The sequence below is a fragment of the Pedobacter sp. ISL-64 genome, assembly GCF_018613605.1.
Taxonomy (GTDB): Bacteria; Bacteroidota; Bacteroidia; order Sphingobacteriales; family Sphingobacteriaceae; genus Pedobacter.
Genome location: NZ_JAGGPU010000002.1, coordinates 255,245 through 269,286, shown reverse-complemented (window position 1 = coordinate 269,286; position 14,042 = coordinate 255,245). Strand labels below are relative to the sequence as shown.

General features: G+C 38.9%; 9 protein-coding genes. 2 read left to right on the top strand and 7 right to left on the bottom strand.

Translation table 11 applies throughout. From position 1 onward, the window contains the following. Positions 1 to 4 precede the first annotated feature (4 nt). Complete coding sequence (locus tag J7E57_RS03730; protein WP_215125262.1) at positions 5 to 2,980, bottom strand: SusC/RagA family TonB-linked outer membrane protein; 2,976 nt, start codon at positions 2,978 to 2,980, stop codon at positions 5 to 7. Between the two features lie 433 nt (positions 2,981 to 3,413). Then, positions 3,414 to 4,427, bottom strand: a complete 1,014-nt coding sequence (locus J7E57_RS03725) for a LacI family DNA-binding transcriptional regulator (protein ID WP_215125261.1) — start codon at positions 4,425 to 4,427, stop codon at positions 3,414 to 3,416. Between the two features lie 285 nt (positions 4,428 to 4,712). Here J7E57_RS03725 and J7E57_RS03720 point away from each other — a divergent pair, with 285 nt between their 5' ends. Then, on the top strand, positions 4,713 to 5,072 hold the full coding sequence (locus J7E57_RS03720; protein WP_029278891.1) for a PleD family two-component system response regulator: 360 nt from the start codon (positions 4,713 to 4,715) through the stop codon (positions 5,070 to 5,072). A gap of 195 nt (positions 5,073 to 5,267) precedes the next feature. On the opposite strand, the gene J7E57_RS03715 is transcribed toward J7E57_RS03720, so the two are convergent. After that, positions 5,268 to 5,621: a DUF6717 family protein gene (locus J7E57_RS03715; RefSeq protein ID WP_215125260.1), complete on the bottom strand. Its 354-nt coding sequence runs from the start codon at positions 5,619 to 5,621 to the stop codon at positions 5,268 to 5,270. 65 nt (positions 5,622 to 5,686) lie between these two features. On the opposite strand from J7E57_RS03715, the gene dinB reads away from it, so the two are divergent. Then, complete coding sequence (gene dinB / locus J7E57_RS03710; RefSeq protein WP_215125259.1) at positions 5,687 to 6,787, top strand: DNA polymerase IV; 1,101 nt, start codon at positions 5,687 to 5,689, stop codon at positions 6,785 to 6,787. A 539-nt stretch (positions 6,788 to 7,326) separates the two neighbouring features. Here the strand turns inward: dinB and J7E57_RS03705 are convergent. The 4 genes from J7E57_RS03705 to J7E57_RS03690 all read right to left on the bottom strand — a co-directional run bounded on the left by J7E57_RS03705 (position 7,327) and on the right by J7E57_RS03690 (position 14,029). Then, positions 7,327 to 9,801: a glutaminase family protein gene (locus J7E57_RS03705; protein WP_215125258.1), complete on the bottom strand. Its 2,475-nt coding sequence runs from the start codon at positions 9,799 to 9,801 to the stop codon at positions 7,327 to 7,329. A gap of 207 nt (positions 9,802 to 10,008) precedes the next feature. After that, positions 10,009 to 10,845 (bottom strand): PKD domain-containing protein, encoded by an 837-nt coding sequence (locus J7E57_RS03700; protein ID WP_215125257.1) that lies wholly within the window; start codon positions 10,843 to 10,845, stop codon positions 10,009 to 10,011. 13 nt (positions 10,846 to 10,858) lie between these two features. Beyond that, positions 10,859 to 12,295, bottom strand: a complete 1,437-nt coding sequence (locus J7E57_RS03695) for a PA14 domain-containing protein (protein ID WP_215125256.1) — start codon at positions 12,293 to 12,295, stop codon at positions 10,859 to 10,861. Positions 12,296 to 12,325: 30 nt separating this feature from the next. After that, the gene (locus J7E57_RS03690) at positions 12,326 to 14,029 is read right to left on the bottom strand and encodes a DUF4983 domain-containing protein (RefSeq protein ID WP_215125255.1); all 1,704 of its coding nucleotides are present in this window, start codon (positions 14,027 to 14,029) and stop codon (positions 12,326 to 12,328) included. Positions 14,030 to 14,042: the final 13 nt, after the last annotated feature.

The window sequence follows — 14,042 nt, the reverse complement described above, 5'->3', positions numbered from 1 at the left end:
CTTATTAAAAACCAACATTAAAACCTAAAGTATACGTGCGCGGACGCGGATATAGGTTATAATCAATACCACCGCTCAACTCAGGATCTATACCATTGTACTTGGTTACGGTAAAAACATTCTGGCAGTTTGCCGATATCCTTAACGAGGCTGTTCCGGTTTTAGATAACTTGCCGGCGTTGTAAGAAATACCTGCATTGTCCATTTTCAGGAATGAAGCGTTTTTAATATAATAATCGCTTAAGAACTGGTTGTTCTGGAAATTGGTTGCCAGAAAATCTGTTGATGCATTGTTGATTACACCTGCCGGACTTAAGATATTCGCTCTGACACCAAAGTTTGATGAAACGTTATCATATATGTAGTTACCAAAGTTAGCCCTAAGCGACGTAGTAAAACTCCATTTCTTGTACGAAAAGGAAGTATTGAAACCCAGGGTAATATTTGGATCAGGTGATTTATAAAAATACTGATCGCTGGTATTGATCACGCCATCTTTGTTCAGATCTTCATAAACACCTTCTAAAGGTTTTCCATCTGCGTTGTACACTTGTTTGTATACGAAAAAAGATCCAGGGATTTGGTTAACGGCATTATATTTTAAGGTAACACCGGTACCACCTGTAATATCGCCTGCACCAACTTTCGAAGCAGGATCGGGATTTAAGGTTAAATTGGTTACTTTTCTTTTGTTGTATGCAATGTTTACACCAAAATCCCAGCTGGTGTTTTCGGTTTTGATTGCCGAGAAGTTTAAGCTTCCCTCAACACCTTTAACATCCATATTACCCACATTCGTTGTTAACTCGTTGTTAAAGTTCGTACCTACGGGAATATTGATTTTGCTTAAAAGATCAGAAGTCTTTTTGTAATACACATCGATACTTCCGTATAAACGGCCTTTCATAAAACCATAATCCAAACCTGCATTATAGGTGGTAGTAGTTTCCCATTTCAGATCAGGATCGTAAGCTGCCGGAGTATAATAGTTGTAAAAAGTATTACCGATCTGGTATTGGCCGGTATTGCTATTGGCATAATATTTAGATAGGTAATCGTAATAGCCGATACCATCTTTATTACCTGTTTGACCGTAACTTAAACGGAGTTTTAAATCAGAAACCGATGAGCTGTTTTTCAAGAAATTCTCGTTTGAAATTCTCCAGGTAAAAGCAGCTGAAGGAAAATAGCCCCAACGGTTTTGCTCTGCAAATTTTGAAGAAGCATCAGCCCTTAATGTTCCAGATAAAATATATTTATCTGCCAAAGTATAAATAAACCTTCCGTAGTAAGAAAGTAATTTATCACGATCGGTAGAGAAAGGGAAAACAGGTGTTACCAACGCCTCTCCGGTTCCTTTGTAAGAAGTAAAGTTGAAACCGGTTTTTGAGTTATCGTAATATCCGTAACCTGCAGTTACATCAAAACGGCTTTTAATGCTCTCTACAGTATGTGCGTAGTTTAAGTAAAACTCAGAAAGTTTGTTGGTTTCTGTATTCAAAGAATGGGTATATGATCCTGAAGTTGAAATGCTTTGTGCAGCATAAACCGGAATACGAACATCACCGTAGCCTTTAGACAGATCGTAACCTAAATTTAAATTAGCGTGCAATTCTGGTAAAAAGTGGAAAGAGTAATCGAAACGTGCGTTACCAAAACTTCTTTCGGCATTACCATTGTTATCGTTCAGCCTGATTAAACCTACCGGGTTGCGCGGTGCATTCGGATTTACCGTACCATCGCTTCTTAACCATTCGAAGTAGTTACCAAAGCTATTGTTTGCGTTTACTGATTGTGTTGGATCGAACTGGATAGCAGCACCAACAGCACCGGCATTAGCAAAATGCGACTGGGTTAACGCACCTTTTAAGTTTAAGTCGATTTTTAAATGCTCCTGGAATAATTTTGGCGAAATGCTGATTGCACCGGTTCCACGGGAAAAATGATCGGTGATCAAAAGGCCTTGCTGATCTAAATAACCAGCAGAAACACGGTAAGGAACCCCTTTAAATGAGCCTGCAATGCTTAAACTGTTATCGGTAGAAAATGCGTTCTGATAAATTTCATCCTGCCAATCGGTATTTGAACTGCCCAGTAACGAAGTGAATTTTTTACCATCGTCATAACTTGCATTGGGGTTCGCATTCACGAAATCACGGATCTGGCCTGAGGAAAGGATATCCACCTTTTTGGCAACCGTGGCGATAGAATTGTTGGTGCTAAAATTAAACACCGGTGCACCTGATGCACCTTTTTTGGTCGTAATTAAAATTACCCCGTTCGATGCCCTCGAACCATAAATGGCTGTTGCATTTGCATCCTTTAAAACGGTAAAGGTTTCGATATCGTTCGGGTTGACCAATGATAATGGGCTTGGCGCATTACCAATAGCGTTACCACTGAAGGGAACCCCGTCAATTACGATAAGAGGATCGTTACTTGCATTTAATGATGCCCCACCACGGATACGGATTTGGCTACCTACTCCAGGTTGACCACTATTAGAGATAATGTTCACCCCTGCTACCTTACCCTGGATCAATTGTTCAGGCGTAGTAATGGTACCTTTCTGAAAATCTTTCGAGTTTACTGTGGTAATAGACCCGGTTAGGTTTTTCTTTTCTGCAGTACCATAACCGATTACCACTACTTCATTCAGTTTTTGTGCATCGGGTGCCAATTGAAAATTAACAGTAGCATTTGCTGAAATGCTTACAGCTTTATCAAGGGTTTGATAACCGATAAAACTTGCAGATAGCGTTATCGAACCATTCGATAAACCTGCTAGTTTATAATTACCATTGGCATCTGTTGATGTACTTCTTGTTGTTCCTTTTACAACTACAGAAGCGCCAGGTAATGGCAGGCCGGTTTCATCAAGCACTTTACCAGATACCGATCCGGTTTGTGCTTTTACCATTAATGCTGAAAAAACTAACAGCACCAAAAGCCCCTGTTTTAACAGGTAAAATACTCTCATATTTGAAGCTCGTTTAAGTATAAAAATTTGGTTAAATATTATAGTGATTTACACATAGGCCTAATTTACAGCTGTTAATGATATTTCAAAATATATTTAAAAAATATATTTCGGGCCAAAATATCAACAAGAAAATCAATGTAAAAATTGGCTTTTCGCCACAATTAAAAATCTATATTAAATAATTTTTAAATTTTCAATAACTTGATAATCAATAAATTAAAAATGATAAATTTTAATTTAAAGTGTAAATATTACACTAAGTCATTTTCGAAGCTTTTTTCGGGAACGTTCCCGAAAAAATTGGGTCAAAATTCAAACAACTTTCGGGAACGTTCCCGAAAATAAGTCAGAATTCTGCGTATTTTACACTAAGTGACAAAAATTTTTGAGAATTTTAAGCTGAAAACCACCCCCTTTTTAAGGGCTTTTTTTACCCGTTTACGGTCGAATTCCGCTTGATAATTTTAGACTCTAAAACCACCTCATTTGGTAGATTCTTATCGGCATGATCATCTAAAATAGTAAACAGTAATTTAGCCGCTTCCTCTCCTATTTCGGTAGCGGGTTGAGTGATCGTAGTGAGTGAGGGATTTAACAAAGGAGCAATTTCCAAACTTGAGAAACTGATCACCTTTAAATCTTTGGGGATGTTGATATTGAGATCGTAACACGCATAATAAGTGGCAAAGGCCAAACGTTCAACCGAGGTAAAAACACCATCCGGTTTTAATTGCGTTAAAGCCTCTTTAATGATAATGCTATTTTCGTCGTAACTGTTACTGCAATCAACTATCAGATTTTCTTCGAAAGGAATCTGATGTTTAGCCAATGCATCAAGATAGCCCTGCATACGTGTTTTACCTATCGATAAACTTTTATTCACCACCAGGTAGGCAATTCTACTGCAGCCCTGCTCTATTAAATGCTCAGTTGCCAGAAAACTGCTGTTATAATCATTTGTAATTACCCTTGGCGTATCAATATCTTCGTAAATCCGATCGAAAAACACCAAAGGCAGCCTTTTACTTCCAAATTTATTGAGGTAATTATGATCGTTAGCTTCTCCTGAAACCGACATTACAATACCATCGGCCCTACCATTGTGCAAATGGCGGATAAAAGTTACTTCTTTTTTATAATCATCATCCGTTACGTAAATCAGAATATGATAGCCATTTTCTCTGGCTACGCGTTCAATACCGTGAATGGCCTGTGAGAAATAATTATTGGCCAATTCGGGTACAATAACGGCAATGGTTTTACTTTTTTGCTCCCTTAAATTACTGGCGTAGTGGTTGGGCTGATAGTTTAATTCTTTTGCTTTGGCTAATATACGCGCTTTGGTAGCCGCATTAATGTCACTATTATCCCTAAAAGCCCTCGAAATTGTAGAAGTAGATAAATTTAATGCTTCTGCTAACTTCTTAATATTAATACTATCCATTTTTGGCTATTAAACCCAATTAATTTGAATAAACACTGTAAATATAAAACATTAATGCACCAATATCTGCCATGTAAAATAATTTATCAGTTAATTCACTATTGCGGGAATAAAACAGCTACATTTTATTAATTGACATTAGTTGATATTTACCATAAAATTCTTTAAATAAATATTCATTTTTTTTAAAACAAAAAGCATCTTTACCGCTTTAATAATTATGCGCTTTTAATCATCATCTCATTTACCGGTGCAAAACAAAACGATATGAAATAAAATTACAAAATGGGAAATAAAAAAATACTCATTGCCGATGACGATGAAGGAATTGTTGATGCTGTGACGATGATTTTAGAAGTGATGGGTTATGATGTTGAATTTACATATGATGGGGGGGCGGTAATAGATGCGGTAAAAAATAAGCCAGATCTGATTATGCTTGATATCTGGATGAGTGGGCACGATGGCAGGGATATATGCAAACAGCTTAAAAACGACCCTCAATTTAAGGAAATTCCTATTTTAATGATCTCGGCCAGTAGAGACATCAGACAATCTGCGCTAGATGCCGGTGCAAATGATTTTATGGAAAAACCATTCGAAATGGATTCGTTACTTAATAAAGTAGAGGTATTGTTGGATTAGATAAAAGGTATAATGCATAAGGTTTAGGGTGTATGGCTTTCCGAGAACGATCGTCATCTCGACTGACGCGTAGTCCCGAATTTTCGGGAGAGAGATCCATAACAGATTTTGCTTCGCAGAGTCTTCGGGTTCTCGACTGCGTTACACTCCGCTCGAAATGACAAACGTTGGGAATAATATTCTTAATGATCACACTTAACTCATCTCCTTAAAATAAATCCGTTCAGGCAATTGCTTAAAAACAAATTCCGTTACATGGCAAAGCCAAAGTTTATGGTTCTTAAATTCTCCTCTAAATTTTTCTAACAGATAGTCGCCACCACCACCCAAATTCTCTTCCCGGGTATAAACAAGATCTAAAATTTCGGCATTTTCAATAGGCGCATCAGCCATCAGTAATTTGCATTCATCCCCGGCAATCGCTATCCAGTTCAATAATTCATCGGCACCCTCTACCATTTGCAGATCGGCTATATCTCCTCCCCATTCGGGTATATCGGCATACCATTCGTGCTTTGCATTTTTATAAAAACGAATTGCTCTCTCCATATTTTGTAAAGAAAAAAAATCTAGATCAATAATCCTGATAAAAATCACGAAATTTAAATCATTGCATGTCTGATTCAACTCTACCGGTTTTAAGAAAAATAATTCATATCGATATGGATGCTTTTTATGCATCTGTAGAGCAACGCGATTTTCCTGAATACCGGGGAAAGCCCTTAGTAGTTGGTGGCAAGCCCGATAGCCGAGGCGTAGTTTCTACAGCCAGTTACGAAGCACGGCAATATGGAATCCGCTCTGCAATGCCGAGCAGTAAAGCTTACCAGCTTTGCCCGACAGCAATTTTCGTATACCCCCGTTTTGATGCCTATACTGCGGTTTCGAAAGCGCTGAGGGAAATTTTTAGTCGGTATACTGATATTATAGAACCCCTTTCGTTAGATGAAGCCTACCTTGATGTAACGGAAGACAAGCTCGGAATCGGATCGGCTATTGACATTGCTCAATCCATTAAAGATGCGATTAAAAATGAGTTAAACTTAACGGCTTCAGCAGGCGTATCGATCAATAAATTTGTGGCCAAAGTAGCTTCAGATATGAACAAACCAGATGGTTTAACTTTTATTGGTCCATCGAAGATTGAAGCTTTTATGGAAAAACTCCCGGTTGAAAAATTTTTTGGGGTAGGCAAAGTTACCGGTACCAAAATGAAGGCCATGCAGATTAATACAGGTGCAGATTTAAAAAAATTAACTGAAGCCCAGCTTGTTGCCCAATTCGGAAAATCGGGAAGGTTTTATTATAAAATTGTTCGTGGCATTGATGAACGCCCCGTTCAGTCGAATCGCGAAACCAAATCAGTTGGTGCAGAAGATACCCTTTCTGAAGATACCAATGAAGATTCGGTGATGCACGATCTGCTAAAACAGATCAGTGAAACCGTGGCCAAACGTTTGGAAAAATATCAACTCAGCGGAAAAACGGTAACCTTAAAAATCAAATTTGCCGATTTTAAACTCATTACGCGCAGCCGGTCTTTTGCCACACCAATAAATAAAGCAGAGGTAATTTATGCTGAAGCGATTAAACTTTTGGAAGAGGCAGCTATCGGCCTAACCCAGGTAAGGTTGTTAGGCATTACCTTATCGCGTTTTTATGATGATGTAGAAATCGAAAAGCCAGAAAGTAATCAGCTTGAGTTTGAGTTTTGATCAGATAAATTGTCATCTGATAGCTATCGGATGCGAGAAGGCTTTTTCAGCCGGCGAGGCAATCTTATAACAAACGCTATGATTTTATTTCGGTCGGTGAGACACCAACCGATAGGATAATTTCCTAGTTTAAAACACCAATTTTCATTTGGAGCGCAAGGCCAGTACAAAACAGTAAGTTTCTTCCCGTTTTACGCTTATACGCTTCACTTCCTCGTTGCTGCAGGGTAGCGCTGCAACCGTGGCTATTGGGCCAAAACAGTATTTCATTTTCTGGATTGTTGGGTGCAGAACCCTTGTTCCTAAACCTGGATTGGAGCGAACACGAAGTGCAACGGAGTAAAGCGTAAAGCAGGACTAACGGCCTCCAAGAACCGCAGGCCAGTCATTTTCTAATTCTAATAGCTACTCAAATAGCTTTTTTTGCTTGTATATATACAATTGTCTATTTGGTCTGTGTCCCCACAGACCAAGGACAACACAAAAAGGCCCTGCAACTAGATGCAGAGCCTTTAATTGTTAATTTTAAGGGCTAAAATTTATTTGCCAGCTAATTTATCGGCAAGCATTTTCATGTAAAAACCGCCTACTACACTCCGGGCTTTAAAATTATCGCGGATACCGGTATTTGAATCATAAAAATCGTTTAAAGGCACTCTCGACTCGGTTTCGATAGCGTGTTTGTAAACCGGGTGAACCAGAGCTTCGAATTCTCTTTGTGTTGGTGCAAAAGTAGCAGTCCACAGGATCCAGTCATTTTTAGTGTAGGCCTTTCTGCTATCCAACGGAATACCGTATCTATTTTGTTTCGTCAGGTAGTATTTGGTTTCGGTTTCGTATATCTTTTGCGGAAACAGGTTTAACTTTAAAACCTTATCCCAAACCAGGTTATACTTCTGGCTCCATGTATTTTTATTATCAAAAGTTAAGGCGTAGTGATCGCCAGCATCGGCCATTTCTATCCATTTTGGCACCATACTTTCGGCAATAGCCCTATATTTTTGGGCTATATCATCATAGCCTAATGTTTGGGCCATTTGTGCATAACAGGCTATACCTACAATCGCTTTTACCGATAAGTTGGCATTACGGGCAAGGTGACCGGCAAAATCATCGGTACATAACTGCGTTTTTGGATCTAGGCCCTCTTTGGTTAAATAATCAACCCAGGTGGTTAAGGTTTTCCAATGCGCTTTGGCATAATTGGCATTCCCCTGTGCTTTGGCAATTGCAGCAGTTAAAATAATCATGTTGCCCGATTCTTCAACCGGCATTGGCTCACCATAAGTTTGTCCGTTTGCTAACGGATAGGTTCCCAGATCGTGAGCTGCCCAAGGGTGAGGATATTTTCCGCTTTCGCTGAAATAGAAAATACCATTCAACATGCCCTGTAACAGTTCAGGATTATAAATCAGGTACAATGGTGCCGAAGGGTAAGTAACATCAACGGTATTGATAAAACCACCACTGTTGTTTTCCTTAGATAACCATAAAATTTCACCCTGCGGGCTCTTTACCAAAGTATGTGCAGCAATGCTCTGGCGATAACCTAAAACACATAAATCGGCATATTCTTTACCACCTGATTTTAAGGCATCGGCATATAAAGTTTTGTTAAAAGCCTCGCATTTCTGGATCACTGTTTTGTACTCGTCTGCAGCAGCAGTTAGTTGTGCTTCGATGGTTTCTTTACCCGAGGTATTCCACCATGGTCTTAAATTTTTATTGAAGTATTGAACAGAATAAATTTCATCATAACCCAGTTCAACATATTTTTCTACCGCAGCTTTACCTACCGTTCCAAAGGGGATAACTGTATTTAATGCGAGCATTTTACCCTGTTTAGCGGTTGAAGCTGAATTTCCTTTTCTAAAAGCATCAGCTGCATCTTTTTCTGCAGTTACAAATTGAATCGCATTACTTGTTTTTGGAGCGGCTACATAAAAGTAACCCCAATCGATACGCATATCATCGCTTGCCTTTTGCAAAATCGGTTGCTCTACCGTACCCGTTTTTAGTACCAACAATTTAGCCGTGCTGTATTTGCTTGCGGTAACCTCTTGCGTTGGACGGTAAACTGCAATATTTGACGACGCACTGACGTAAACTTTTACCTGGTGCGTTTTACCATCGTTCGCTTGTACCTGGTACGAAACATAAGAAACCGGACGTGCGAATAAACCCAAATCGTTCATCAACAATGGCGAGGTAAAGGTTAATTTTAGATCGATTTTGCCACAAGTGAAGTTGTAAATAGTCTGCGTAGCATTGATATCGACACTTTTTTGTTTGGCTATCTGTACTTTTTCGGCATTATCCTTTAATTTATCAACCAGACCAAAATCAAGGAAACGGCCACCAGCGGTATTTAATAAATGGATGGCGATTACGTTTGATCCCGATTTTAAGGCACTCTTATCGCCCTTGCTTAAAGCAACATACTGAAAGCTGTTCGTCCAGCCTTCTTTGGTGTATATTTTTTTCCCGTTTAAATAAACTTCAATATTATCGTCGTGGTTTATTTTTAAGAAGAGTTCGTTTATCGATGCAGGGTTTGCCACGTTGATAGTTCTTCTTACCCAGATATCGTGCGATTTCCAAAGTGTTTTTACATTTTTTGCATCATCACCAATTGGTGCGGCACCGGTTTGCCAGTTACTTGCACTATAGTTTTCGGCTTTCCAGTCGCCCTGAGGTTCCGTTTCGGTATATTTTACGTCATATCCTTTTTCATCAGAAGCGGGTACAACCGTTTTGTAGGTAGTGGTTTCTTTACCTAAAAAGCGATAAATACCGCCATCAACATTGATTAAGCCTAAAAGAGAATTATCGGCCCCGGTCCAATGCTGGGTGGAAGATTCGTTTAATTTGTCGGTAGTAGACCAGATACTGAAATAGGTATTGTGTGTAATTAAAGGATAGGCAGGTGCCTTTCGCTCCTGTGCCTTTAGCAAACCGCCTACAAACATGCAGCCCAGTATGCCGAAGAATTTTAAAGTGTTGGTTTTGTTCATAATGTGTGTGTATTGAAGTCTGATATTATATTCTGGTTAGATTTAACTGTAGTTAAACGTTTTACTAAAGTATAAAATATAATTTACTTTTGTTAGAGATTTCAAATTTTTAATTGTCTAAATGACAATTAATATCAAACCCTCAAAAAAAATACATGAAGTTTTTAAGCTCCATGTACCTTTCAAATTGTGCATAAAACCTATAAACTAAGGTTGTTTTTTGTTGATTGTCCACTCGGCCAATTGAAACACACGGCTTCCCCTGTTCGATTTAATGTAAAGACGGTAAAACTTATAAGCAATGTAATTATCGAAGTGGAAAAGTTTAGTCTGTTTTCTGCTACTATCATTATTCTCCCACGGGCATACCGTAACCGTATGCAAATCGGTATACTGAATACCGTCTAATGAGCCTTGCAAAATCCAGAATCTTGGATCGCGGTCTGGTGCATCATTACCCGAAGTTAATGTATAAGCACCAACAACCTGTGGCGTTGCCAGCTCGAAGGTACATTTCTGCGTACCATCGAAACCTGCCTGCAAGAATTTCGTATTTATATCCTGATCGACCAGTTTTTTAGAACCTTCACCAGAATCGGCGCCTGCACCTGCTTCGAGGTTGACCGAAAATTTACCACCAATGGTTTTCATGTAATTTTCGCCGCAGATAGAATAATTTATTGTAGGATCTACAACATTAAGCAACACTTCTTTGGCTGCAGAATAGCCTTGGCTATTCCTGGTTGTTAGGGTTACTTTATATTTGCCAGGAAAACGGTACGTATGTTTTGGATTGACCAAAACAGAGGTACTATCATCACCAAACTGCCATAACAGGCTTTTATAGTTTGTAGAACTTCCGGTAAACTGGTATTCTAAAAATTTAAAGGTATCTGGCTTTATATAGGCAAAACCTGCTGTTGGTTTAGGTTCGTCTACCACTGGAACCACCTCTTCTGCATCTTTCTTACACTTTACTGTTGTAATTACAATAAGTATTAAAAGAGATAGAATACTGAATAATCTTTTTACGTTATTTTTCATATCTTATTAATATTTAAGGTGTTGGAAATAATTGAGATTTTGGTATAACTCTTTTCGACAAAACATTTGGCACTTCAATTTCCAGATACGCTTGCTGCCCACCTACATTTTCGCGGTGATGTGCCTCAATAGTATAACGTTTTCCACGTTCTAAAAATATGGTGCCCTTACGTGTATCTTTATCCCACTGGGTAGTATAATCATTCACCAAGGGAACTCCGTTTACATATAATCTCGATCCATCATCCCAACGGGTTTGATAAAAAGTATATGTGCCACGTACAGGGGCTAAAAACTCACCTTTCCATCTACTTGCGAAGTTATCTCTGCTTAATTGCGTTCCGGTAGCATTTTTTACATTGTCTGGCCATCCATCGCCACTAAAGTTAATGGTTTCATCAATTCTGGTTACAAATGGTGCACGCCCATCATCAGGATCCAATTGCGTATTGGTATAGTATTTTGCTGTTAAACCAGTACCAGTTCCTGTGATATAAGAGTTGTTATCTAAATTTACATTAGGATCTACTACCACGATTAATTTGCTTTTTGTAGGATGTATCACATGGTTTGTGGCATCGCTGATACTGAAGGCGAACGCGAATTTCTTATTCGCGACAATATTTGCATCAAAAACCGGCCATGGGATCTGAAGTCTGACGATCGCACTAGACGCCCCTGTAGCAAATCGAACTAAAGTATCAATTGAATAATCCTTGGCAGCCAAATGTATTGCATCTGCAGGCAAGGTTCCCCTACCTACTAAAGTGGCAATAGTATCTACATTTTCTTTAATTTTGATATTGAATGCAGTAGATGGCTGATTCTCCAAACTTACAATAAGTGGAATGGTTACCCCTGCCGGCCCTACAATGTAGTCGCCCTGATAAACCACATTATATATACCCCCACCATTTAAAGTTAAGTAGTGTATATCAGTCGATTTTAACAGATCTGCAGTATTAATAATCACTAAAATGGTCGACTTACCAGCCGCGATTTTGTTTCCTTTGCCCGGAGCCGAAAGCTTTAATGCAAAAACAACCTTTTTACCATAATTACGTTCCAATACCGATCTGCGAACAATGGCAATACCTTCACTGTTATCGGTTCCATAAGCAACGTTAATTACATTGGGATATTCTACTGCAGCAGATGGCATGAGTACGCCGTTTGCGATAGTGCCATTATTAATTAACTGTGTAACCGTATCGTTATTTAAGGTTAAACCTACCTGGAAAGCTTCTTCTGCCACCCCGGTTAAGGAGATTTTAAAAGGCACTTTAACATATTCATTGTCGATTGAAACATTTCCGACCACAATACCCTCACCTGTTATACTCCGGGTGGCAGCATCTGGCAACTTCAAATCCTCTACTTGTGATTTGCGACAAGAATAAACACCAATGATGCTTAAACTTATCAATGCGATGTATATAATTTTTTTCATTTTATGCTATTTTAAATTATCAGATAATCCTTATTGATCCAACCAAACCCGGCCATCAAGTCTCCAGGCCTGTTTATTGGCAATTTTTAACCAGTTTATAATCTGCGCCGGAATATCTGATGTTTGCGGAACAAATATCGCCAGTGTTTCTGGTGCCGGAGGGCAGATTAAATCGTTAAAATTCTCCCAGGTATAAGTTCCCTGAAATTTAAAGTCGTGCGCCTGAGAACTTAAATCAGCCATGATATTACCGTTACCGTCAGTTGCAGGCCAGTACCCTACCAGGAAATTAAAGTATGGATGACTTTGATCAATTGAAGTTTGACAGGCATAGTTGCCAATCATTCCATCAGGAACGGAGAATTTAAAATAACGGATATCAGTTACATATACATCTGGCTCTCCGTGTCCATTTCCATTTAGAAATCCTAATTTTAAAGGATTCGAATTTGCTAATGAACCTGATCCGGTAATTTCGGCCTCATTATTAAAGCCACCATTGGTGTATGTACGAACAAATCTTTGTCCATTGCGCACCTCTATCTTTGCAGTTAAATTTGTCCATTTTCCCTTGCTAAAACTTCCACCTCTACATTGATGATAATCTCCATCCTTAGTGCCTCTCCATTCGAAATACCAATAGTCTTCTTCTAAGTAAATTACCCAACCTACACTTGGATGGCCACCCGACCACTCGTTACGTTTACCTAAAATACTCGGCCAGAAAAACTTGTCTTCGTTCTTTTTAACCTTAAGCTCTATGGTCATTTTTGTGGTGTCGTCTATATTGTAAACGCCTGCATCTTCACCATCAATTTGTGCCCTAACATTTTGCCCTTTAAAACGGATGGTTTTACCTAAATACCGATTACCGGTAAATGGCTTGGTAAGAATCCGTTTGTTGTACGTTGGCGCATAGTAGATGATAAATGAATTTGCTTTAGGCTGACTAAAAATGGTTTGATCATCGGCATTTGCAGGTAATGTATAGGGCCCACCAGCGCTTGATGCGATAACAACCAACCACTGCTCATTATTATAGTTTGGGCGTTTTTTTAATGCGGTTAAGATTTCACCTACCGAAGTATCGAATTTTTCGATAGCTGTTTTATAGGCTGGGAAAGAAATATCATACCCAGATCCGGCAGCTGCTCCTGCTGCATTAACACCCATAAAGTGCCCTACAACTACAGCAGCTGTATCGCTTGTTAAATTGCTTATTAATCCTGCTTTCACCGCATCATCGTCTGCTACCAAATTACTCACATCGGCTCCTGTTGTTAACGATTTAAATATAGTTGAGGAGGTGTAAGCAACAATTTTCGATTTTGCACTTGTTTCTTTAATTCTGCTAAAGATAATCGGATAATTCTGCAGATCATTATTGGTTAATGCATCAGTGGTAACCTTATGTTTATCTTTTTTAACCCCGGTTAACATATTTGCCCAATTGGTTGCATTTGCAGTTGCGTCAGGATCGCTTAAGCCTACCCAACTGTAGATTGCATGTGGTAAAACCGCATCGATATTTGGTGTATTGGCATCCAAAACCGATTGACCTCTTGCTCCATCAACCACTAAATAGAGCACCTTACGGTTTCCGTATTTTACAGTTGTTGTATCGCTGGCATTTTTATCGCCAATTGTCCTGTCGAATTCTTTATTACAAGAAAATATGGCCGTAGTGATTATTGCTGCGATTAAGCCAATCAATAATTTATATTTTTTCATCATACTCTTCCTAATT